Source organism: Streptomyces sp. NPDC029169 (genome assembly GCF_055563935.1).
The window spans coordinates 27067-49132 of record NZ_JBVHXA010000012.1; the positions used below are offsets into that span (position 1 = coordinate 27067).

Sequence of the window (22066 nt, forward strand, 5' to 3'; positions counted from 1 at the left end):
TTCGGTGCCGTGATCCGCGCTCTAGCTCTCCTCGTCCGGAGCGCCGTCCGGCGCGTCCTCCGGAGTGGTCGGTTCCGGTCGCTCGGGCAGCTCCGCCGCCAGTGCGGCCGCGGCCTGGACGAGGGGAAGAGCGAGCAGTGCCCCGGTTCCCTCGCCCACAGTGACGCCGTGGTCGAGCAGCGGGTTGAGTGCCATCCGGTCCAGCGCCTTCGCCTGCGCCGGCTCACCGCTGACCTGACCCGCCAGCCACCAGTCCGGCGCCCGGAACGCCGCCCGCTGCGCCACCAGCGCACAGGCCGCCCCCACCACACCGTCCAGGATCACCGGCATCCGGCGCACCGCGCTCTGCAGCAGGAATCCGGTCATCGCCGCCAGATCCGGCCCGCCGACCGCGGCGAGCAGCTCCAGCTGGTCGCCCAGGACCGGCCGGGCGCGCCGCAGCGCGTCCCGGATCGCCGCGCACTTGCGCATCCAGGCCAGATCGTCGATGCCCGCGCCGCCCCGGCCGGTGACCACGGAGGCGTCGGTCCCGCACAGGGCCGCGATCAGGGTCGAGGCCGGCGTCGTGCCGCCCACGCTCAGATCGCCGAGCACGACCAGATCCGTACCGGAGTCGGCCTCCTCGTCGGCGATCGTCATGCCGAGCCGGATCGCCGCCTCGGTCTCCTCCGCGCTCATGGCGTTCTCGATGTCGATCCGGCCGCTGCCGCGCCGCACCCGGTGCCGTACCACCTCGGCGGGCAGCAGCTCCGGCTCGCAGTCCAGACCGGCGTCCACCACCCGTACCGGCACCCGCGCGCTGCGGGCGAGCACCGCCACCGGGCTCGCCCCGTCGAGGACCGAGCGGACCAGCTCGTACGCGGTGCCGGCCGCGCGGCCCGACACCCCGAGCGAGGCCACCCCGTGGTCGCCCGCGAAGAGCACCACCTTCGGCTGCTCGATCGCCCGCACCTTGACCGAACCCTGCGCCGCCGAGAGCCACTCGCCGAGCTCGTCGAGCCGGCCCAGCGCGCCGGGCGGAACGATCAGCCGCTCCCGGCGTTCCTCGGCGTCACGCCGCACCCCGCCGTCGGGGCGCTCGATCAGATCGGAGAAGTCGTCCAGGTTCAAGGCTCTTCCTCGTGACGTCCGCAGTGGCCATGGTGATCGCCTCGCACCCTACCCGCGCAGCACCAGGGCCTGTCCCGCGACGACGAGGAGCACCTGCTCGCACTCGTCCCCGAAGGCCGCGTTCAGCCGGCCGAGCTCGTCCCGGAAGCGGCGCCCCGCTGCGGTCGCGGGCACCACCCCCGACCCCGTCTCGTTCGTGACGGCGACGACCGTGCGGGACGTGGCGCGGACCGCCGCCACCAGCTCCGCGACCCGCTCCCACAGCGCCTCCTGCCCGCCGTCCGCCCACCGCTCGTCGTCCCAGGCCCCCACCCGGTCCATCGCGTCCGTCAGCCACAGGGACAGACAGTCGATCAGCAGCGCGGGTCCCTCGGCCTCCAGGAGCGGTACAAGATCGGTGGTCTCCTCCGTACGCCAGGAGCCCGGCCGCCGGTCCCGGTGCAGGGCCACCCGCTGGTCCCACTCCGGGTCGCCCTCCCGGGTCCCGCTCGTCGCCACGTACAGCACCTCGGGGAACGTCTCCAGGCGCCGCTCGGCCTCCACCGACTTGCCCGACCGCGCCCCGCCGGTCACCAGCGTGCGACGCGGCACGTCGGGCACGGCGTGGTACTCGCCGACGTACAGCGTCGTGCCGTCCGGCACCGCCCGCGCCCCGGCCGCGGCGAGCCGCCGGTCCAGCTCCGGACCGTTCGGGGCGTCGTGGTCGAGATGGACGGCGATCACGTCCGTCTCCGCCCCCGCCGCCCCGGTCGCCCGGAGGCGCGCCAGCGCGTCGGGCCGGCCCGTGACGTCCGCGACGACCATGTCGTACGGGCGGCGGTGATCCTCCGGCAGACCGGCGGGGGAGCCGCCCGGCGGCAGATAGAGCAGCCGCTCGCCCTCAGGCGACGTCACGGCATACCCCGTACCGGGCGAGTCCATCGGCACGGCCCGCACCCGGTGCCCGCTGATCAGCGTCAGCTCCCGGCCGTCCGGCACCCGCCCCGCCGCAGGCAGCCCGGCCGGCACCTCCACGGCGGGCCCGCCGTGCGGATGCGTGAGCAGCACCTGCCGTACGCCGACCAGCGAGTGCCCGGCCCGGGCGGCGGCCAGCGCGGCCCCCGGCGTCAGGTCGAGCAGCAGCGCCTCGTCCACGAGCAGCGCGGTGGCGGCCCGCGCCCGGTCACCACGGGACGTCGCGCACACGGCGCAGGGGCAGTCGGGGCGGGGGAGCCCGAGGGGGGCGCCGGTGCCGAGCAGAGTCAGTTCCACCCATTGATCCTCCCGCGTCCCCGCGAGCGGTGCGCGCCCGGCTACGCTGCGGGCAGGAAACCGATCATCCGGTGAGCCTCAGGAGGCGGACATGGCATGGACGTGGCGGTTCGAGAAGGCCGACGGCACGGAGACCTCTCCCGCGGTGGAACCGGAGGACTGGACGACCCAGGGCGACGCCGAATCCTGGATCGGTGAGGTCTGGAAGGACCTCCTGGAGGGCGGCGCGGAACAGGTCAGGCTCTTCGAGGACGACACGGAGATCTACAAGATGTCCCTCCGCGAGGCGGCGGAGAGCTAGAGCGCTCGGCGAGGGGGGCGGGTTCCACCGACACGGCGCCCGCCGCTGGGCCGGGGCCCACCCCCCTTCCCTCCGTTGTGGACCCCGCGCCCCGCTGTGGCGGTGCCCACCCACCCCCACCCCCGTTGTGGGCCCCGCGCCCCGCTGTGGCGGTGCCCACCCCACCCCCGTTGTGGGCCCCGCGCCCCGCTGTGGCGGTGCCCACCCACCCCTACCCCCGTTGTGGGCCCTGCGCCCCGCTGGGCGTTGCCCACCCCCGCTACCCCCGTTGTGGGCATACGTTCCGCTGGGGCGGAACGGGTGGGCACAACGGACGGCGCCCTTGCCGGGCCCAGGCTCCCCGTGCCTGCGGTGCCCACGGGTGCGGCGCCGTCGTGGGGTTGTGCCCACCCGTCCCGCCCTGCGGGACGATTGCCCACAACCCGCGTGCGGGTTGAGGGTGGGTGCCGCCGCAGCGGGACGGGTGCCCACAACCCCGGGGGGTGAGGGTGGTGCCGCCGCCTGCGGAGCGGCTGCCCACGATCCCGGGGGGCGAGGGTGGGTGCCGCCCACAACCCGCGCCGCCCTAGATCTCCCCCAGCGTGACCTCCGCCTTCGCCTCGCGCCCACCCCGCTCGTACACCACCACCACCTCGTCCCCCGGCTTCAGTGACGCCAGCGCCTCCTGGAGGGAGGTGATCGTCGTGACCGGCGCGTCCCCGATCCGGGTGATCACGTCCCCGGGCCTGATCCCGGCCCTGCCCGCCGCCCCGTCGGCCGGCGCCTCGACCACCGCGACCCCGGCCGGCTCGTAGTTGTCGTCGAGAACGGTCCGGCCGGTGATGTTCAGGGCCGCCCGGCCCGAGTCGGTGACCTTGCCGTCCTTGATGATCTGGTCGGCGACCGTGCGCACCATCGACGCCGGGATCGCGAAGCCGATCCCGGGCGCCGAGCCGCCGCCCAGCTCCGGATTGGTCGCCGCCAGCGTGGGGATACCGATGACCTCGCCGTCCAGGTTGACCAGCGCGCCCCCGCTGTTGCCGGGGTTGATCGCGGCCGACGTCTGGACCATGTTCCCGATGGTCGCCCCCGTACCGCCGCCTGCACGGCTCTCGCTGACCGTGCGGCCGGTCGCCGAGACGATGCCCTGGGTGACGCTGCCCGACAGACCGAGCGGGGAGCCCATCGCGAGGACGATCTGCCCCATGTCGACCTCGGCCGAGTCGCCGAACCTCGCCGGCTTCAGCCCGTCCGGCACGGAGTTCAGCCTGATGACGGCCAGATCCTGCTCGGGATAGGTGGCGACCAGCCTCGCCGCCATCGGCGCCTTGCCCGTCGCCGCCGTGACCCGGAAGGTTCGCTCCTCGCCGATCACATGCGCGTTGGTGACGATGTGCCCCTTGCCGTCGTAGACGACCCCCGAGCCGAGACCGGTCTGGGCGTCGATCTGGACGACCGACGGCAGGACGTCCTTGATCACGGCCTGGTAGTCGTCCTCGAGCTCGTTGGCGGCGAGCGGGGCCGCGGCCTGCGTGGAGCGCTCGGCCCGTGGCGCGGCGCCGGAGGAGCATCCTCCGAGGAGGACGAGCACCGCCGCGCAGGCGCCTGCGGTCAGGGGGAGGAGAAGGCGTCGGGCACGGGAGGCGTCCATGTCCGGAGTATCACGTTCACCCGATCCGTCCGGCTCGGTGAAGTCGGCCGAATGGAGACGGCCGATCACGGCAAGACGGCCGATCAGGGCAAGACGGCCGATCAGGGGCAGACGGCCGATCAGGGGGCCCCACGGCCCAGGGCCTCAGCCCCGCACCCCGCACAGATGCAGCAGCGCCGCGACCCTCCGGTACGGCTCCGTCCGCCCGGCCCGGTCCTCGGCGGCGAGCAGCCGCTCCAGCTCGTCGGCGGCCGGCAGCCCCACCTCACCCGGCACACCGTCCGTGAAGACCCGCACCCCGTACCAGGCGTGCAGCGGGGCGGCGATCCCCGCCAGCGTCGACGTCAGCGCGTCGAGCCGGTCGGCCCGCACCTTGACCCCGCGGTGATCGGTGTACGTGTCCGAGTCGAAGCCGGTCAGCGCGTCCGACCAGTCCCCGGCCAGGCCCGGCCGCATGGCCAGGGCGTCGGCGTTCCGTACGACCAGGGAGAGCAGACCGCCGGGCGCCAGCATCCGGGCGAGGCCCGCGAGGAGAGCGTCCGGCGCGTCCGCGTACATCAGCACGCCGTGGCAGAGCACGACGTCGAAGCTGCCCGGCAGGAAGTGCACGCCCGTCTCGCGGCCGTCGCCCTCGATCAGCCGGACCCGCTCACGGATCCCGGCCGGTTCGGTGGCCAGCGAGTCACGGGCGGCCTTGAGCAGCTCGGGATCGGCCTCCAGACCGGTCACCGTGTGACCGGCCCTGGCCAGCCGCAGCGCCTGGGTGCCCTGCCCCATGCCCGCGTCCAGGATCCGCAGCCGCTGCCCCACCGGGTAGCGGCCGGCTATCTGCTCGTCGAGCTGGCGCGCGACGAGCTCCTGGCGGACGGTCTCGCGCAGCCCGCCGTACCCGCTCGGCCACGGGGAGGCGGCGGGCAGCAGCGGACGCCCACCCGTACCGGACTCGGAGCTGTCCGCGCTCAGGGCCGCTCTCCGCGCTTGACCTGCGGCTTCGGCAGTCGCAGTCGGCGCATCTGGAGCGTACGCATCAGGCCGTAGGCCACGGCACCGCGCTTCGGCTCGTTCGGGAAGCGCTCGGCCAGCTGCTTCTTCAGACGGAGCCAGATACCGATCGAGTCGATGATGATCATCACGATCACACCGAGCCAGAGCAGCAGCGAGATGTTCTGCAGCGCCGGCACGCGGATCATCGAAAGCACGAGGATCACGACGGCCATCGGCAGGAAGAACTCGGCGATCGCGAAGCGCGAGTCGACGAAGTCGCGCACGAAACGGCGCACCGGACCCTTGTCACGGGCCGGCAGGTAACGCTCGTCGCCGCTGGCGAGGGCCTCGCGCTGACGGGCGAGGTCCGTGCGGCGCGCCTCGCGCTGGCGCTTGGCGGCCTCCTTGCGGTCGGTCGGCACGGTCGTGGCACGACGGCGCTGGGTCTGGGCCTCACTCCGCTTCGGGGTCGGGCGGCCCTTGGGGGCCTCGGGGTCGCGGGGCTGCTTGGAGAGGTCCACGCTCACCTTGTCGGTGGCGGCCTTCTCTTCCTTGGAACGGCTACGGAACACAAAGCCCAGGGTACGTGGTGGGGGGTGTGGACCCCAGAGCGGGCGGGAACGATCTGGTATCGGCCCGCGTCTGTGGGGGTACGTACGGACGACACGCACGGTTTCCCCGAGGTCCATCTACTCCCTGGGCCTGAGGGAGCCCGCTCGCACTCGTCCTTGGGGAGGAGCGCATCCGGCCCCGAACAGTGCGTCAATAGAGACAGGGACCGTAGTGTGGATCCTGTTGGAGTGCTTGAGCCGAGTCCGTCAGAAGGGGGCGCGCGAAGCCCATGAGCGGTGTCATGAAGCGTATGGGGATGATCTTCCGCGCGAAGGCAAACAAGGCCCTTGACCGGGCCGAGGATCCGCGCGAGACCCTCGATTACTCCTACCAGAAGCAGCTGGAGCTCCTGCAGAAGGTCCGGCGGGGCGTCGCCGACGTGGCGACCTCGCGCAAGCGGCTCGAACTGCAGCTGAACCAGCTCCAGGGCCAGTCCGCGAAGCTGGAGGACCAGGGCCGCAAGGCGCTGGCGCTCGGCCGCGAGGACCTGGCCCGTGAGGCGCTCTCCCGGCGGGCGGCCCTCCAGCAGCAGGTGAGCGACCTCGAGGTGCAGCACCAGACGCTGCAGGGCGAGGAGGAGAAGCTCACGCTGGCCTCGCAGCGTCTCCAGGCCAAGGTCGACGCCTTCCGTACGAAGAAGGAGACGATCAAGGCGACCTACACGGCCGCTCAGGCGCAGACCCGGATCGCCGAGTCCTTCTCCGGCATCTCGGAGGAGATGAGCGACGTCGGCGTGGCCATCCAGCGCGCCGAGGACAAGACCGCCCAGCTCCAGGCGCGGGCCGGCGCGATCGACGAGCTGCTCGCCTCGGGCGCGCTCGACGACCAGTCGGGCCTGGCCAAGGACGACATCCAGGCCGAGCTTGACCGGCTGTCCGGCGGTACGGACGTCGAGCTGGAGCTCCAGCGGATGAAGGCGGAGCTGGCCGGAGGGCCCTCGGCCTCGAAGCAGGCCATCGAGGGCGGCACCGCGACGCCTCAGGACCAGCAGCAGCAGTCCTCCCAGCCCCGCTTCGACAAGCAGTAACGAGCCCGAAGGACGCGTCATGATCGTACGGATCATGGGGGAGGGCCAGTGGAAGCTGGCCGACAGTCACTTCGTCGAGCTGAACAAGCTGGACGACGAGCTGCTCGCGGAGATGGAGTCGGGGGACGATGAGGGCTTCCGCCGGACGCTGTCCGCGCTCCTCGAAGCGGTCCGCCGGATCGGCGAACCCCTCCCCGACGACGCCCTCGAACCCTCGGAACTGATCCTTCCGGCGCCGGACGCGACCCTCGAAGAGGTCCGCGAGATGCTCTCCGACGACGGCCTGATCCCTGGCTGAGCCGCACTCCCCGACGCACCCGGTGCCCCGCCCCCTCATCGCAGGCCTCATCGCAGGCCTCATCGCAGGGAGCGGGGCACCGCCGCGACCCACCCCGTACCGTTGCCTGTCGTGACCTCCCTCGACAGCGGCTTCCTGCGAGGCCGGCAGTGGCTGCGGGCGCACCCCCTCGCCTTCGACGGGGCCCTCGCGCTCGGCGTGCTCGCCTGCATGATCACGGCCTCCTTCGCCGACCCCCACGGCAGCCCCAACGGCCCCACCTTCGGCGACCGCACCCCCGACGCGAGCAGCGTGCTCCTCATGGTGCTCGGCGCCGCGGCCCTCGTCCTGCGCCGCCGCGCCCCCCTCGCCGTGCTCGCCTTCACCGGGGCCGTCACCCTCATCGAGCTGCTCGCCGACGACCGCCCCGCCCCCGTCGCGATGAGCGCCGTGATCGCGCTCTACACCGTCGCCTCCCGGACCGACCGCCCCACCACCTGGCGGGTCGGCCTCATCACCATGACCGTGCTCACGGCCGCCGCGATGCTCTTCGGGCCCACCCCCTGGTACGCCCAGGAGAACCTGGGCGTCTTCGCGTGGACCGGGATGGCCGCAGCCGCCGGTGACGCCGTCCGCAGCCGGCGCGCCTTCGTCGACGCCATACGGGAGCGGGCCGAGCGCGCCGAGCGGACCCGGGACGAGGAGGCCCGCCGCCGGGTCGCCGAGGAGCGCCTGCGGATCGCCCGCGATCTGCACGACGTCGTCGCCCATCACATCGCGCTGGTCAACGTCCAGGCCGGGGTCGCCGCCCATGTCATGGACAAGCGGCCCGACCAGGCCAAGGAGGCCCTGGCGCACGTCCGGGACGCCAGCCGCTCCGCCCTCAACGAACTGCGCGCGACCGTCGGCCTGCTGCGCCAGTCCGGCGACCCCGAGGCCCCCACCGAACCGGCCCCCGGCCTCACCGTCCTGGACGAGCTCCTCGCCACCTTCCGCAACGCGGGCCTCCCGGTCGAGCTGGCGCGCGCCACCGACGACACCGCGCTGCCGGCGGCCGTCGACCTCGCCGCGTACCGGATCATCCAGGAGGCGCTGACCAATGTGCGCAAACACGCGGGCCCGGATGCCAAGGCCGAGGTGAGCGTCGTCCGGGTCGGCCGTACCGTCGAGATCACCGTCCTCGACAACGGCACCCCCCAGCCCGAGGCCGACACCGACACGGGCCCCGGCGGGCACGGCCTGATCGGCATGCGCGAGCGCGTCACCGCCCTCGGCGGCACGCTGACCACGGCACCCCGCTACGGCGGCGGCTTCCGCGTCCAGGCGATACTGCCCGTAACGGCCGCAACGGCCCGTACGGGGGAGGACACATGACCATCCGGGTGCTGCTCGCCGACGACCAGGCCCTGCTCCGCAGCGCCTTCAAGGTGCTCGTGAACTCCGAGCCCGACATGGAGGTGGTCGCCGAGGCCGCGGACGGGGCCGAGGCCGTCGCCCTCGCCCGTACCACCAAGGCCGACGTCGTCCTGATGGACATCCGGATGCCCGGCACGGACGGGCTCGCCGCGACCCGGCTGATCACCGCGGACCCGGAGCTGTCCGGCATACGGATCGTCATGCTGACCACCTTCGAGGTGGACGAGTACGTCGTGCAGTCGCTCCGCGCAGGCGCCTCGGGCTTCCTCGGAAAAGGGGCGGAACCGGAGGAACTGCTCAACGCCATCCGGATCGCGGCCGCCGGAGAGGCCCTGCTCTCGCCCGTCGCGACCAAGGGTCTGATCGCCAAGTTCCTGGCCCAGGGCGGACGTTCGGACGGCGAGGACGGCCAGGACTCCGCCGCGTACTCCGAGCGTCTCGCCGCCCTCACCACCCGCGAGCGCGAGGTCCTCGTCCTCGTCGCGGGCGGCCACTCCAATGACGAGATCGCTGAACGCCTCGAGGTCAGCCCTCTTACGGTGAAGACGCACGTGAACCGGACCATGGCCAAACTGGGCGCCCGCGACCGCGCCCAGCTGGTGGTCACGGCCTACGAGTCGGGGCTGGTACGTCCAAGGGTGGAGTGAGGTCGTACTCCGGCGTACTCCAGACGCGGTATGCGCGGACAAGGAATTGGACCCGGGGGCCGAGGACCCGGCGCTCCTCATGGCTGATCGTGTAGTCGGGCACCCCTGGAACCGTCCTGGCGCCCGCCTCCCGAGCACGCCACAGAAACGAGACCCCATGTCCTGGCTGTCCAGATTCAGCCTCGCGCAACGGGCCCTGATCGGGCTGATGTCCATCGTCGCCATCGTCTTCGGGGCGATAGCCATCCCGCAGCTGAAGCAGCAACTGCTGCCGTCGATCGAGCTCCCGATGGTCTCGGTCCTCGCTCCGTACCAGGGCGCGTCCCCCGACGTGGTCGAGAAGCAGGTCGTCGAACCGCTCGAGAGCACGATCAAGGCCGTCGACGGCATCAAGGGCGTCACCTCCACCGCCTCCGAGGGCAACGCCGTCATCATGGCGACCTTCGACTACGGCGACGAGGGCACCAAGCAGCTCGTCGCCGACGTCCAGCAGGCCGTGAACCGGGCGCGCGTGGCGCTGCCCGACGGCGTCGACCCGCAGGTCGTCGCCGGTTCCACCGACGACATCCCGACCGTCGTCCTTGCCGTCACCTCCGACAAGGACCAGCAGGCGCTGGCCGCCCAACTGGAGCGCACGGTCGTCCCAGCCCTGGAGGACATCGACGGCGTCGGCCAGGTCTCCGTCGACGGCGTGCAGGACCTCCAGGTCTCCGTCACCCCGGACGAGCGGAAGCTCGCGGCTGCCGGACTGAACACGATGAAGCTCGCCCAGGCCCTCCAGGCGGGCGGAGCCACCGTTCCCGCCGGCTCGTTCTCCGAGGACGGCAAGAGCCGCACCGTCCAGGTCGGCGGCGGCTTCACCTCGCTCCAGCAGATCCAGGACCTGCGCATCAAGCCCGAGAAGGGCAAGGCGGTGCGCCTCGCCGACGTGGCCACGGTGGAGCAGGAGGAGTCCTCCCGGGTCTCCATCACCCGTACGAACGGCAAGCCGAGCCTCGCCGTGATGGCCACCATGGACAACGACGGCAGCGCCGTCGCCATCTCCGAGGCGGTCACGGACAAGCTGCCCGAGCTGCGCAAGGACCTCGGCGCGGGCGCCGAGCTGACCGTCGTCTCCGACCAGGGCCCGGCCGTCTCCAAGTCGATCTCCGGTCTGACGACGGAGGGCGCGCTCGGCCTCGTCATGGCCGTCCTGGTGATCCTGGTCTTCCTCGCCTCGATCCGCTCCACCCTGGTCACCGCGGTCTCGATCCCGCTCTCGGTCGTCCTGGCCCTGATCGTGCTGTGGACGCGTGACCTCTCGCTCAACATGCTGACCCTGGGCGCCCTCACCATCGCCATCGGCCGGGTCGTCGACGACTCGATCGTGGTCCTGGAGAACATCAAGCGGCACCTCGGCTACGGCGAGGAGCGCCAGGCGGCGATCCTCACCGCGGTACGCGAGGTCGCGGGCGCCGTGACCTCCTCCACGCTCACCACGGTCGCGGTCTTCCTGCCGATCGGGCTGGTCGGCGGCATGGTCGGTGAGCTGTTCGGCTCGTTCAGTCTGACCGTCACCGCGGCCCTGCTCGCCTCGCTGCTGGTCTCGCTCACCGTCGTCCCGGTCCTCTCGTACTGGTTCCTGCGCGCCCCCAAGGGCACGTCGGAGGACCCGGACGAGGCCCGGCGCCGCGCGGAGGAGAAGGAGAGCAGGAGCCGGCTCCAGCGTCTGTACGTCCCGGTCCTGCGGTTCGCGACCCGGCGCCGCCTCACCAGCGTGGCGATCGCGATCGTCGTCCTGGTCGGCACCTTCGGCATGGCCCCGCTCCTGAAGACGAACTTCTTCGACCAGGGCGAGCAGGAGGTCATGAGCATCAAGCAGGAGCTGGCGCCGGGCACCAGCCTCGCGGCGGCCGACGAAGCGGCGGCGAAGGTCGAGAAGGTCCTCTCCACCACCGACGGGGTGAAGGACTACCAGGTCACCGTCGGCTCCTCGGGCTTCATGGCCGCCTTCGGCGGTGGCACGGGCGCCAACCAGGCCTCGTACCAGGTGACGCTGGAGGACTCGGCGTCGTACGAGAAGACCCGCGACGCCATCGACGCGGCCCTCGGCAAGCTCGACGGCATCGGCGACACGACGATCGCGGCGGGCGACGGCTTCGGCAGCCAGGACCTCAGCGTGGTGGTCAAGGCCTCCGACGCGGACACCCTGAAGCAGGCGTCCGAGGCGGTCAAGGCCGAGGTCGCGAAGCTCGACGACGTCACCGACGTCCAGAGCGACCTCTCGCAGTCCGTCCCGCGGATCTCCGTCAAGGCGAACGAGAAGGCGGCGGAGCTCGGCTTCGACGACACGACGCTCGGCATGGCCGTCGCGCAGGCGGTCCGCGGCACCCCGGCGGGCAAGGCGATCCTCGACGACACCGAGCGGGACATCGTCCTGACCTCGGCGCAGCCCGCCACCACGATGGCCGGTCTGAAGGCGCTGCCGCTCGGACCGGTCACGCTCGGCGACATCGCCGACGTGAAGCTGGTCCCGGGCCCGGTCTCGATGACGCGGATCGACGGCGCGCGGGCTGCGACGATCACGGCCAAGCCGACCGGTGACAACACCGGCGCGGTGAGCACCGCGCTCCAGTCGAAGATCAGCGCGCTCGACCTCCCGGAGGGCGCGACCGCGTCCATCGGCGGTGTCTCCGAGGACCAGTCCGAGGCGTTCGTCAACCTGGGGCTGGCGATGCTCGCGGCGATCGCGATCGTCTTCATGCTCCTGGTCGCGACGTTCAGGTCGCTGGTCCAGCCGCTGATCCTGCTGGTGTCGATCCCGTTCGCGGCGACCGGCGCGATCGGTCTGCTCGTGGTCACGGGCACGGCGATGGGTGTCCCGGCGATGATCGGCATGCTGATGCTGATCGGCATCGTGGTCACCAACGCGATCGTCCTGATCGACCTGATCAACCAGTACCGCTCGCAGGGCCTGGGCATCGTCGAGGCGGTTGTCGAGGGCGGCCGCCACCGACTCCGCCCGATCCTGATGACGGCGCTCGCGACGATCTTCGCACTGCTCCCGATGGCGCTCGGCATCACCGGCGAGGGCGGCTTCATCGCGAAGCCGCTGGCGGTGGTGGTGATCGGCGGCCTGATCACCTCGACCCTGCTGACCCTGCTCCTCGTCCCGACGCTCTACGCAATGGTGGAGCTCCGCAAGGAGCGCCGCGCGCAGAAGAGGATGGCGAAGCGGGCGAAGAAGACGGTCACCCCCGCCCCGGCGCCCGAGGAGCCGGTAAAGGTGTGACCACCGGCCCCGCACGCCGAAGGGGCGCCCCCAAGTGGGGGCGCCCCTTCACACGTGCCCCGTTGCCTACGGCAGCGCCAGCATCCGCTCCAGCGCCAGCTTCGCGAAGCTCTCCGTCTCCTTGTCGACCTGGATGCGGTTGACCAGGTTGCCCTCGGCCAGCGACTCCAGTGCCCACACCAGGTGCGGCAGGTCGATCCGGTTCATCGTCGAACAGAAGCAGACCGTCTTGTCGAGGAAGACGACATCCTTGTCCGGGTGCGCGTTGGCCACGCGGCGGACCAGGTTCAGCTCCGTGCCGATGGCCCACTTCGAGCCGGCCGGGGCCGCCTCGAGCGTCTTGATGATGTACTCCGTCGAGCCGACGTAGTCCGCCGCGGCCACGACCTCGTGCTTGCACTCCGGGTGCACCAGCACGTTCACGCCCGGGATCCGCTCGCGCACGTCGTTGACCGAGTCCAGCGAGAACCGGCCGTGCACCGAGCAGTGACCCCGCCACAGGATCATCTTGGCGTTCCGCAGCTCCTCGACGGTCAGGCCGCCGTTCGGCTTGTGCGGGTTGTACAGGACGCAGTCGTCGAGCGTCATGCCCATCTCGCGCACCGCCGTGTTCCGGCCCAGGTGCTGGTCGGGCAGGAAAAGGACCTTCTCGCCGTGCTCGAAGGCCCAGTCCAGCGCGCGCTTGGCATTGGACGACGTACAGATCGTGCCGCCGTGCTTGCCGGTGAAGGCCTTGATGTCGGCCGAGGAGTTCATGTACGAGACGGGCACGACCTGCTCGGCGATGCCCGCCTCGGTCAGCACGTCCCAGCACTCGGCGACCTGCTCGGCGGTGGCCATGTCGGCCATCGAGCAGCCGGCCGCGAGGTCCGGCAGTACGACCTTCTGGTCGTCCGTGGTCAGGATGTCGGCCGACTCGGCCATGAAGTGCACACCGCAGAAGACGATGTACTCGGCCTCCGGGCGCGCCGCCGCGTCGCGGGCGAGCTTGAACGAGTCGCCGGTGACGTCGGCGAACTGGATGACCTCGTCGCGCTGGTAGTGGTGGCCGAGGACGAAGACCTTGTCCCCGAGCTTCTCCTTGGCCGCGCGGGCACGCTCCACGAGGTCCGGGTCGGAGGGCGACGGAAGGTCGCCGGGACACTCCACTCCGCGCTCGCTCTTCGGGTCGGCCTCGCGGCCGAGCAGCAGGAGGGCGAGCGGCGTCGGCTGGACGTCCAGGGGCTGGGCGGTGGTCACGTCACGCACCCTTTCTTTCTGCGGAAGACCTTTTCGTCTAAATGACGCTATCTATCATAACCGCTTCACGTCAGTTTGACGATGTCCATAGTGTCGATGTGACGAATTCGCCCTCCACGCGGCGGCACTTGCCGGTCCTGGTTCGCGAGAGGGTGTGCGAGCATGAAAGGGAAAGACTAGGGCTCGCCCGGAATGAATCCCGGGCCCCGCCGGTTGCAACCGTCGGCAAGCAGTCTCCGTTCTCCGTACAACCCGGGAGAGAAGCAGATGTCCGTATCGGACGAGAAGACCACTGTCAGCGACGGCATCCTCCTGTCTGACGCCGCCGCGGCCAAGGTCAAGGCCCTGCTCGACCAGGAAGGCCGCGACGACCTGGCGCTGCGCGTCGCCGTACAGCCCGGCGGCTGCTCCGGCCTGCGCTACCAGCTCTTCTTCGACGAGCGTTCGCTCGACGGCGACGTCGTCAAGGACTTCGACGGCGTCAAGGTCGTCACCGACCGCATGAGCGCCCCGTACCTGGGCGGCGCCTCCATCGACTTCGTCGACACCATCGAGAAGCAGGGCTTCACGATCGACAACCCGAACGCCACGGGCTCCTGCGCCTGCGGCGACTCGTTCAGCTAAGTCGCCTGCAGTACGTACGAAGGCGGCCGCCCCGGATCCCCGGGCGGCCGCCTTCGGCCGTAAAGGGGATCACTTCCTCGGTACGGGCTGCCCGCTCGCCGCGTCCACGACCGTCCGGCCGCCCAGTGGCTGCTCCAGGGTGACCGTCCTGGTCACCTCCACCGCGATCGCGATGCACGCCCTGCCCGGGTCGATCGGCTTCTCCGTGATCCGCACGGAGACCTTGTCGGCGCTCTCCCGTGCCGTCGCCGTGTACTCGCTGCACACCCCGCCCCAGAAGGTCACCGACAGCTTCGTGCCGGCGCCGTCGACCCGGTACGACTCGATGCGCCGCTCGGGCGCCGTGCCCTCGTCCGGATCCGGCGTCGGGGTCGGGCTCGGCTTCACCGGGGGCGCCAGATGCTCCGGGGCCACCGCCGTCTGTACGACGGTGTACGGCTTCGCCCCGGCCTCCGTCTCCACCTGGAACAGCCAAGACGGCACGAGTGCCCGCTCGCCGTCCACGAACTGCGCCGCGAGACCGAAGACCGCGCCCGTGACCGCCAGCTCCCGCGGCTTCGCGTCCGGCTTGCAGGTCATCATCGGCATGTCCGAACCCGCCGGCGGAGCCGTCGCACAGCCGCCGATGCCGATCGTGCCGGCCGACTTGTTCAGCTCCTCAAGGGCCTTCTCGGCGCTGATCACCGGATAGCTGTCGCCCTTCACCGGGTCCTTCAACTGCCCGCTGCCCGCGACCGGTTCACCGTCCGGACCGACATGGATCCCGGTCGACCAGCCGTACGTCGGCAGCCCGCCCACGACCGGGTCCGCGTTGACGACCCGTACCGAACCCATCAGCTGGCTCGCGTCCAGCTTCGCGTCCTCCTGGCCGATCGCCTTCAGTACGGGAGTGGCCGCCGCCCTCGCCGCCGCCTCGCTCACCGGCCCACCGGCCGGGGGCTTCACCTCACCCGGGGGCGGGCACGCCTTGCCCTTCAGGCAGGTGTCGCCGGCCGGGCCGCCGTCGTACTGCGAGAACGTCCAGCTGCCCGGGGCCTCGGAGGCCACATCGAGCCGCAGCCCCGACCCGTCCTTCTCCGGCGCGATCTTCCAGACCTCGCCCTCGAGCCTCGGCGCGCCCTCGATGCCCAGGGCCTTGGCCAGCCGGGTCACCTCCGCGGAGGTGACCCGGCCCTCGGGCCGGTGGACCGCGGCCGAGGAGGGGCCCTGGGGGAGGGGGCCCCTGGCCTTGTAGACGGCGCCGTCGCCGCTGGGGTCGGGCTCGCCCGGCGCGATGCCCGGCCCGCCGGCCTTGCTGTCGAGGCTCAGCGGCGGGGGAGCGGTGGTACCGCTGTCCGCCGTGGTGGCGAGATACACCCCGCCGCCCCCGGCGAGCAGGACACTCGCCGCCACCGAGGCGACGAGCAGCGGTCGGTGCCGCATCCGCCGGTTCTCCGTACCGCTCACCGCATCGCTCCTTCACTCCTGTCCGCGAGACATCAGTGGGACGGAACGGGGGAGCGGGTGGTTCCGTCCCTCAGGCGCCGTATTCGGAGGTGGCGTCGATCAGCCGCGCCGAGTCGGGCGGGACGACGACACCGTGGATGCGTGCGGGGGAGACCGGAGCGGGCGCCGCGACCGCGGGCACCACCCAGTGCGGAGCCATCCGCGCACTGTCGCCGCGGAGCTGGGCCAGGCTGAACTCGGTCTCCTGATGCTCCCGGGGAGCGGGGTACGTGGACATAGGCGCACCGTACGCACGCCACGGCTCCGGGGAAAAGGCCTACTCTGGGGTAGTTTCCACTGTTCGGCAGGGCGCTTCCCACCCGGTAGCGTGAACTGTCAACCCCTTTCCGTCCCGCAGGAGCGCCCAGCCGTGCGTATCGCAGTCACCGGCTCCATCGCCACTGACCACCTCATGACCTTCCCCGGCCGGTTCGCAGACCAGCTGGTCGCGGACCAGCTGCACACGGTCTCCCTCTCCTTCCTCGTCGACAACCTCGACATCCGGCGGGGAGGCGTGGGCCCGAACATCTGCTTCGGCATGGGCCAGCTCGGCGGCAACCCGATCCTCGTGGGTGCGGCCGGTTACGACTTCGACGACTACCGGGCCTGGCTCGACCGCCACGGCGTCGACACCGGCTCCGTGCGGATCTCGGAGGTCCTGCACACCGCGCGCTTCGTCTGCACCACGGACAAGGACCACAACCAGATCGGCTCCTTCTACACGGGCGCGATGAGCGAGGCCCGGCAGATCGAGCTGAAGGCCGTCGCCGACCGCGTGGGCGGCCTCGACCTCGTCCTGATCGGCGCCGACGACCCCGAGGCGATGCTGCGCCACACGGAGGAGTGCAAGACGCGGGGCATCCCGTTCGCGGCCGACTTCTCGCAGCAGATCGCCCGGATGGACGGCGAGGAGATCCGCACGCTCCTGGACGGGGCGACGTACCTCTTCTCCAACGAGTACGAGAAGGGCCTCATCGAGTCCAAGACGGGCTGGACCGACGAGGAGATCCTGGGCCGGGTCGGCCACCGGGTCACCACGCTCGGCTCGCGCGGTGTGCGCATCGAGCGGGTGGGCGAGGAGAGCATCGAGGTCGGCTGCCCCGAGGAGGAGGCCAAGGTCGACCCGACGGGCGTCGGCGACGCGTTCCGCGCCGGCTTCCTGACGGGCCTGTCGTGGGGCGTCAGCCTGGAGCGCGCGGCCCAGGTCGGCTGCATGCTCGCCACGCTGGTGATCGAGACCCTGGGCACCCAGGAGTACGAGCTGCGCCGCGCGAACTTCATGGACCGCTTCACCAAGGCGTACGGCGACGAGGCCGCGACCGAGGTAAAGACCCACCTGAGCTGACACCTGGGGGCTCCGCCCGGCGCGGAGCCCCTACGCCACCCGCCGCACCACGTACGCCACGCCGCCCTTCGGGGATGGCTCCTCGCCCATGTACTCCTGGCCGCGCATCTCGCACCAGGCCGGGATGTCCAGGCGGGCCGCCTCGTCGTCGGCGAGGACCGTGACCGTGCCGCCCAGCGGAACGTCGCCGATCACCTTCGCGAGCTCGATCACCGGGATCGGGCAGCGCTTGCCCAGGGCGTCGACCACGAGGGAGCCCGAGGGCCCCGGCTCCGTCGCCGCCTCCGGGGCGCCGAGCCGCTCCCGTACCCGCGCGACCACCCCCGGCAGCACCGTCAGGAAGCGGTCCACGTCCTCCTCCGGCGTGCCCGCCGGCAGGGACACCCGGACGTTGCCCTCGCTCAGCACCCCCATCGCACGCAGCACATGGCTGGGGGTCAGCGTCGAACTCGTACACGACGAACCGGACGAAACGGAGAAACCCTCCCGGTCCAGCTCGTGCAGCAGCGTCTCTCCGTCGACATAGAGACAGGAGAACGTGACGAGATGCGGGAGCCGGCGCACCGGATCGCCCACCACCTCCACGTCCGGCACCAGCTCCGGCACCCGCGCCCGGATCCGGTCCACCAGGCCCCGCAGCCGCGCCCCCTCGGCCTCCGCCTCCGCCCGTACCGCCCGCAGCGAGGCCGCCGCGGCCACGATCGCCGGCAGGTTCTCGAAACCGGCCGCCCGCCCCGACTCCCGTTCGTCCGCCGGGCCTTGGGGAGAGAAGCGGACGCCCTTGCGGACCGCGAGCAGACCCACACCCGCAGGCCCGCCCCACTTGTGCGCGCTCGCCGCGAGCAGCGACCAGGGCCCCGTCACCGGTCCCCACCCCAGCGACTGGGCCGCGTCGACGAGCAGCGGCACCCCCGCCGCCCCGCACGCCTCCGCGGCCTCCTCCACCGGCTGCACCGTGCCCACCTCGTGGTTGGCGGACTGCAGACAGGCCAGCGCCGTCCCCGGCTCCCGGACCGCCGCCGCGAAGGCCCCGGCCTCCACCGCCCCGGACCGGCCCACCGGCACCTCCGCCAGCGACCCGCCCGCCGCCGCGTGGGCCTCGCCCGCGTGCAGGACGGAGGAGTGCTCGACCGCCGAGACCACCAGCCGGGCCCCGACACGCCGACGCCCCGCGAGCGCGCCGGAAATTCCGGAATGGACCGCCCGTGTCCCCGAAGGAGTGAACACCAGCTCGTCGGGGCGGCACCCCACGGCCTCCGCCATGGCCTCCCGCGCCGCGTCGAGGAGCATCCTGGCCCGCCGCCCCTCGCGGTAGAGGCGGGCGGGGTCGGCCCAGCCCTCGTCCAGGGAGGCAAGCAGCGCCTGGCGGGCGACGGGGTGGAGCGGGGCGGAGGAGGCGGCATCGAAGTAGGGCACCTCTCCACGCTAACTCCCACTCCTTAATCCCCCGTCAGATGCCCCGCCCGCACCGACGATCGCCCCACGTCCGGGGGGTCGAGGCCGGCCCGCGGAGGCCCGGACTCCACCCCTTCGGGGTGTCGGACGGCGCGTTGGGCACCCTCCCCGCGCGACCCCAAATAGCGTCCAGTAGGGTTTGGTCCGCATAAACATCCAAACCCCTGCCCGCGGCCGGGGCGGCGACCGACCACCGAGACGGACGGCCGTGGCCGACCAGCGCGGGCCGAGACTCTCGGGAAGGCGCTACGTGAGTCCCAACGGCTCCGACCGCTCGTCGCGGCGCCCGATGCGGCGGAAGCTGCCGCAGGTGCTGACTGCGGGCCTGATCCTGGCGACAGCCACGGGCTGCTCGTACAACTGGGAAGACTTCCCCCGCCTTGGTATGCCCACTCCGGTAACGGAAGAGGCGCCTCGGATCCTCTCCCTCTGGCAGGGCTCGTGGGCGGCTGCGCTCATCACGGGCGTCCTGGTCTGGGGACTGATCCTGTGGTCCGTCGTCTTCCACCGGCGCAGCCGCACCAAGGTCGAGGTACCTCCGCAGACGCGGTACAACATGCCCATCGAGGCGCTGTACACGGTCACTCCGCTCATCATCGTGTCGGTGCTCTTCTACTTCACCGCGCGCGACGAGTCGAAGCTCCTCGAGCTCTCCACCAAGCCGGCCCACACCATCAACGTGGTCGGCTACCAGTGGAGCTGGGGCTTCAACTACATCGAGAACGTTCCCGGTGTGACCGGTGACGCCAGGACGGCGCCGAACCTCGACGCCATTCCGGACAAGTACCAGGACCAGTTCCCGGACAACGCCGGCGGTGTCTACGACGCCGGCATCCCGGGCACCCGGAACCCGCAGAACGGCAACCCGGGCCCGACCCTGTGGCTGCCGAAGGGCGAGAAGGTCCGGTTCGTCCTGACCTCGCGTGACGTCATCCACTCCTTCTGGGTGCTCCCCTTCCTCATGAAGCAGGACGTCATCCCGGGTCACACCAACGCCTTCGAGGTCACGCCGACGCAGGAAGGCACCTTCCGCGGCAAGTGCGCCGAGCTGTGCGGTGTCGACCACTCCCGGATGCTCTTCAACGTCAAGGTGGTCTCTCCGGAGCGCTACCAGCAGCACCTGAAGGAGCTGGCGGAGAAGGGGCAGACCGGCTACATCCCGTCGGGCATTGAGCAGACGGACCCGGCCAGGAATGCGGAGAAGAACCAACTGTGAGCATCCTCAACGAACCCAAGGGTGCGGCCGCGGCTGAGGACTCGTACGAGAACGAGCTCCCGGTACGCGGCAGGCAGCCCGGCAATGTCGTGGTGAAGTGGCTGACGACCACCGACCACAAGACGATCGGCACGCTGTACCTGGTGACGTCGTTCGTCTTCTTCTGCGTCGGCGGCGTCATGGCGCTCTTCATGCGCGCCGAGCTGGCCCGTCCGGGTACGCAGCTCATGTCGAACGAGCAGTTCAACCAGGCGTTCACGATGCACGGCACGATCATGCTGCTGATGTTCGCGACGCCGCTGTTCGCCGGATTCGCGAACTGGATCATGCCGCTGCAGATCGGCGCGCCCGACGTGGCGTTCCCGCGGCTGAACATGTTCGCGTACTGGCTGTACCTCTTCGGCTCGATCATCGCGGTGGCCGGCTTCCTCACCCCGCAGGGTGCGGCCGACTTCGGCTGGTTCGCCTACTCCCCGCTGTCGGACGCCGTCCGCTCGCCGGGTGTCGGCGCCGACATGTGGATCATGGGTCTGGCCTTCTCCGGCTTCGGCACGATCCTCGGCTCGGTCAACTTCATCACCACGATCATCTGCATGCGCGCTCCGGGCATGACGATGTTCCGCATGCCGATCTTCACCTGGAACGTGCTGCTGACCGGTGTCCTGGTCCTGCTCGCCTTCCCGGTCCTCGCCGCCGCGCTCTTCGCGCTGGAGGCCGACCGCAAGTTCGGCTCGCACATCTTCGATGCGTCCAACGGTGGCGCGCTGCTGTGGCAGCACCTCTTCTGGTTCTTCGGCCACCCCGAGGTGTACATCATCGCGCTGCCGTTCTTCGGCATCGTCTCCGAGATCATCCCGGTCTTCAGCCGCAAGCCGATGTTCGGCTACATCGGTCTGATCGCCGCGACGATCGCGATCGCCGGTCTCTCCGTGACGGTGTGGGCCCACCACATGTACGTCACGGGCGGTGTACTGCTGCCGTTCTTCTCCTTCATGACGTTCCTCATCGCCGTACCGACCGGTGTGAAGTTCTTCAACTGGATCGGCACGATGTGGAAGGGCTCGTTGTCCTTCGAGACACCGATGCTCTGGACGATCGGCTTCCTGGTCACCTTCACCTTCGGTGGTCTGACCGGCGTCATCCTGGCCTCGCCGCCGATGGACTTCCACGTCTCCGACTCGTACTTCGTCGTCGCGCACTTCCACTACGTCGTCTTCGGCACCGTGGTCTTCGCGATGTTCGCCGGCTTCCACTTCTGGTGGCCGAAGTTCACCGGCAAGATGCTGGACGAGCGGCTCGGCAAGATCACCTTCTGGACGCTGTTCATCGGCTTCCACGGCACGTTCCTGGTGCAGCACTGGCTCGGTGCCGAGGGCATGCCGCGTCGTTACGCGGACTACCTCGAGGCCGACGGCTTCACCCTGCTGAACACGATCTCGACGGTCTCCTCGTTCCTGCTCGGCCTGTCGATCCTGCCGTTCCTCTACAACGTCTGGAAGACCTCCAAGTACGGCGAGAAGATCGAGGTCGACGACCCGTGGGGCTACGGCCGTTCGCTGGAGTGGGCCACCTCCTGCCCGCCCCCGCGGCACAACTTCCTCACCCTGCCGCGGATCCGCTCCGAATCCCCGGCGTTCGACCTGCATCACCCTGAGATCGCGGCGGTCGACATGCTCGAGAACAAGCCGCACGAGGCCCCGGCCCTCTCCGGTGGCAAGGAGGCCGGCAAGTGAAGATCCAGGGCAAGCTCTTCATCTGGCTGAGCGTCTTCATCCTCGCCATGGCGATCCTCTATGGCGTGTGGTCGAAGGAGCCGGTCGGCACCACGGCGCTCTTCCTGGCCTTCGGCCTCTCCATCATGATCGGCTACTACCTGGCCTTCACGGCCCGGCGGGTCGACGCGATGGCGCAGGACGACAAGGAGGCCGACGTCGCGGACGAGGCCGGCGAGGTGGGCTTCTTCGCCCCCCACAGCTGGCAGCCGCTCTCGCTGGCCATCGGTGGCGCGCTCGCCTTCCTGGCGATCGCGATCGGATGGTGGCTGCTGTACTTCTCGGCTCCGCTGATCCTGGTCGGTCTGTTCGGCTGGGTGTTCGAGTTCTATCGCGGTGAGAACCAGAACCAGTAGCACCACCCGCACCACCCCGTGACACCCCGAGGGGCCCGGACACTTCGT

Annotated in this window: 20 protein-coding genes; 11 read left to right on the forward strand and 9 right to left on the reverse strand. The window is 70.9% G+C overall.

The annotated features are described in order from the left end of the window. Positions 1-21: 21 nt before the first annotated feature. Positions 22-1110 carry a nicotinate-nucleotide--dimethylbenzimidazole phosphoribosyltransferase gene (gene cobT, locus ACZ4VI_RS22085; RefSeq protein ID WP_468001554.1) on the reverse strand — a complete coding sequence of 363 codons (1089 nt, stop codon included), beginning with the start codon at positions 1108-1110 and terminating at the stop codon, positions 22-24. A gap of 48 nt (positions 1111-1158) precedes the next feature. Beyond that, a complete protein-coding gene (locus ACZ4VI_RS22090; protein WP_468001556.1) occupies positions 1159-2361 on the reverse strand; it encodes a bifunctional adenosylcobinamide kinase/adenosylcobinamide-phosphate guanylyltransferase in 1203 nt (400 codons plus the stop codon). 91 nt (positions 2362-2452) lie between these two features. Here ACZ4VI_RS22090 and ACZ4VI_RS22095 point away from each other — a divergent pair, with 91 nt between their 5' ends. Further along, positions 2453-2662: a hypothetical protein gene (locus ACZ4VI_RS22095; protein WP_468001558.1), complete on the forward strand. Its 210-nt coding sequence runs from the start codon at positions 2453-2455 to the stop codon at positions 2660-2662. Between the two features lie 565 nt (positions 2663-3227). Here the strand turns inward: ACZ4VI_RS22095 and ACZ4VI_RS22100 are convergent. From ACZ4VI_RS22100 to ACZ4VI_RS22110, 3 genes are all read right to left on the reverse strand, one after another. Then, positions 3228-4292, reverse strand: coding sequence for a S1C family serine protease (locus ACZ4VI_RS22100; RefSeq protein WP_468001560.1), 1065 nt, complete (start codon positions 4290-4292; stop codon positions 3228-3230). Positions 4293-4436: 144 nt separating this feature from the next. Next, positions 4437-5213, reverse strand: a complete 777-nt coding sequence (locus tag ACZ4VI_RS22105) for a methyltransferase domain-containing protein (RefSeq protein ID WP_468001887.1) — start codon at positions 5211-5213, stop codon at positions 4437-4439. A gap of 38 nt (positions 5214-5251) precedes the next feature. Beyond that, a complete protein-coding gene (locus ACZ4VI_RS22110) occupies positions 5252-5848 on the reverse strand; it encodes a DUF3043 domain-containing protein (protein WP_468001562.1) in 597 nt (198 codons plus the stop codon). A 269-nt stretch (positions 5849-6117) separates the two neighbouring features. Here ACZ4VI_RS22110 and ACZ4VI_RS22115 point away from each other — a divergent pair, with 269 nt between their 5' ends. The 5 genes from ACZ4VI_RS22115 to ACZ4VI_RS22135 all read left to right on the forward strand — a co-directional run bounded on the left by ACZ4VI_RS22115 (position 6118) and on the right by ACZ4VI_RS22135 (position 12526). Then, complete coding sequence (locus ACZ4VI_RS22115; protein WP_468001564.1) at positions 6118-6915, forward strand: PspA/IM30 family protein; 798 nt, start codon at positions 6118-6120, stop codon at positions 6913-6915. A gap of 19 nt (positions 6916-6934) precedes the next feature. Then, positions 6935-7213 (forward strand): PspA-associated protein PspAA, encoded by a 279-nt coding sequence (pspAA, locus tag ACZ4VI_RS22120; protein WP_468001566.1) that lies wholly within the window; start codon positions 6935-6937, stop codon positions 7211-7213. 111 nt (positions 7214-7324) lie between these two features. Further along, positions 7325-8566: a sensor histidine kinase gene (locus ACZ4VI_RS22125; RefSeq protein ID WP_468001568.1), complete on the forward strand. Its 1242-nt coding sequence runs from the start codon at positions 7325-7327 to the stop codon at positions 8564-8566. Next, positions 8563-9255, forward strand: coding sequence for a response regulator (locus ACZ4VI_RS22130; RefSeq protein WP_468001570.1), 693 nt, complete (start codon positions 8563-8565; stop codon positions 9253-9255). The genes ACZ4VI_RS22125 and ACZ4VI_RS22130 overlap by 4 nt, the downstream gene beginning before the upstream one ends. Positions 9256-9412: 157 nt before the next feature. Then, positions 9413-12526 (forward strand): efflux RND transporter permease subunit, encoded by a 3114-nt coding sequence (locus ACZ4VI_RS22135; protein ID WP_468001572.1) that lies wholly within the window; start codon positions 9413-9415, stop codon positions 12524-12526. 66 nt (positions 12527-12592) lie between these two features. Here the strand turns inward: ACZ4VI_RS22135 and nadA are convergent, their stop codons facing one another. Continuing rightward, complete coding sequence (nadA, locus tag ACZ4VI_RS22140) at positions 12593-13774, reverse strand: quinolinate synthase NadA (protein ID WP_468001574.1); 1182 nt, start codon at positions 13772-13774, stop codon at positions 12593-12595. Between the two features lie 258 nt (positions 13775-14032). On the opposite strand from nadA, the gene ACZ4VI_RS22145 reads away from it, so the two are divergent. Then, positions 14033-14389: a HesB/IscA family protein gene (locus tag ACZ4VI_RS22145; protein ID WP_018848827.1), complete on the forward strand. Its 357-nt coding sequence runs from the start codon at positions 14033-14035 to the stop codon at positions 14387-14389. A 69-nt stretch (positions 14390-14458) separates the two neighbouring features. Here ACZ4VI_RS22145 and ACZ4VI_RS22150 read toward each other — a convergent pair whose 3' ends face one another. Beyond that, entirely contained in the window at positions 14459-15835 is a 1377-nt protein-coding gene (locus ACZ4VI_RS22150; protein ID WP_468001576.1) for a hypothetical protein, read from the reverse strand. Between the two features lie 70 nt (positions 15836-15905). Beyond that, the gene (locus ACZ4VI_RS22155) at positions 15906-16112 is read right to left on the reverse strand and encodes a hypothetical protein (protein ID WP_468001578.1); all 207 of its coding nucleotides are present in this window, start codon (positions 16110-16112) and stop codon (positions 15906-15908) included. 132 nt (positions 16113-16244) lie between these two features. Between ACZ4VI_RS22155 and ACZ4VI_RS22160 the strand changes: the two genes are divergently transcribed. Continuing rightward, positions 16245-17219 (forward strand): carbohydrate kinase family protein, encoded by a 975-nt coding sequence (locus tag ACZ4VI_RS22160; RefSeq protein WP_468001580.1) that lies wholly within the window; start codon positions 16245-16247, stop codon positions 17217-17219. Between the two features lie 30 nt (positions 17220-17249). Here the strand turns inward: ACZ4VI_RS22160 and ACZ4VI_RS22165 are convergent, their stop codons facing one another. Further along, positions 17250-18635, reverse strand: coding sequence for an aminotransferase class V-fold PLP-dependent enzyme (locus ACZ4VI_RS22165; protein ID WP_468001582.1), 1386 nt, complete (start codon positions 18633-18635; stop codon positions 17250-17252). A 289-nt stretch (positions 18636-18924) separates the two neighbouring features. Here ACZ4VI_RS22165 and ctaC point away from each other — a divergent pair, with 289 nt between their 5' ends. From ctaC to ACZ4VI_RS22180, 3 genes are read left to right on the forward strand one after another with little or no spacing between them, the layout of a single operon-like run. Continuing rightward, the gene (gene ctaC / locus ACZ4VI_RS22170; RefSeq protein ID WP_468001584.1) at positions 18925-19890 is read left to right on the forward strand and encodes an aa3-type cytochrome oxidase subunit II; all 966 of its coding nucleotides are present in this window, start codon (positions 18925-18927) and stop codon (positions 19888-19890) included. Then, positions 19887-21623 carry an aa3-type cytochrome oxidase subunit I gene (ctaD, locus tag ACZ4VI_RS22175; RefSeq protein ID WP_468001586.1) on the forward strand — a complete coding sequence of 579 codons (1737 nt, stop codon included), beginning with the start codon at positions 19887-19889 and terminating at the stop codon, positions 21621-21623. The genes ctaC and ctaD overlap by 4 nt, the downstream gene beginning before the upstream one ends. Then, positions 21620-22018, forward strand: coding sequence for a cytochrome c oxidase subunit 4 (locus ACZ4VI_RS22180; protein WP_468001588.1), 399 nt, complete (start codon positions 21620-21622; stop codon positions 22016-22018). Before ctaD ends, ACZ4VI_RS22180 begins: the two co-directional genes overlap by 4 nt. Positions 22019-22066 lie beyond the last annotated feature (48 nt).

Coding starts and splice junctions, on each gene's coding strand:
- ACZ4VI_RS22095 (WP_468001558.1), top strand. CDS start 2,453: ATGGCATGGACGTGGCGGTTCGAGAAGGCCGACGGCACGGAGACCTCT.
- ACZ4VI_RS22100 (WP_468001560.1), bottom strand. CDS start 4,292: ATGGACGCCTCCCGTGCCCGACGCCTTCTCCTCCCCCTGACCGCAGGC.
- ACZ4VI_RS22115 (WP_468001564.1), top strand. CDS start 6,118: ATGAGCGGTGTCATGAAGCGTATGGGGATGATCTTCCGCGCGAAGGCA.
- pspAA (WP_468001566.1), top strand. CDS start 6,935: ATGATCGTACGGATCATGGGGGAGGGCCAGTGGAAGCTGGCCGACAGT.
- ACZ4VI_RS22130 (WP_468001570.1), top strand. CDS start 8,563: ATGACCATCCGGGTGCTGCTCGCCGACGACCAGGCCCTGCTCCGCAGC.
- ACZ4VI_RS22135 (WP_468001572.1), top strand. CDS start 9,413: ATGTCCTGGCTGTCCAGATTCAGCCTCGCGCAACGGGCCCTGATCGGG.
- ACZ4VI_RS22145 (WP_018848827.1), top strand. CDS start 14,033: ATGTCCGTATCGGACGAGAAGACCACTGTCAGCGACGGCATCCTCCTG.
- ACZ4VI_RS22155 (WP_468001578.1), bottom strand. CDS start 16,112: ATGTCCACGTACCCCGCTCCCCGGGAGCATCAGGAGACCGAGTTCAGC.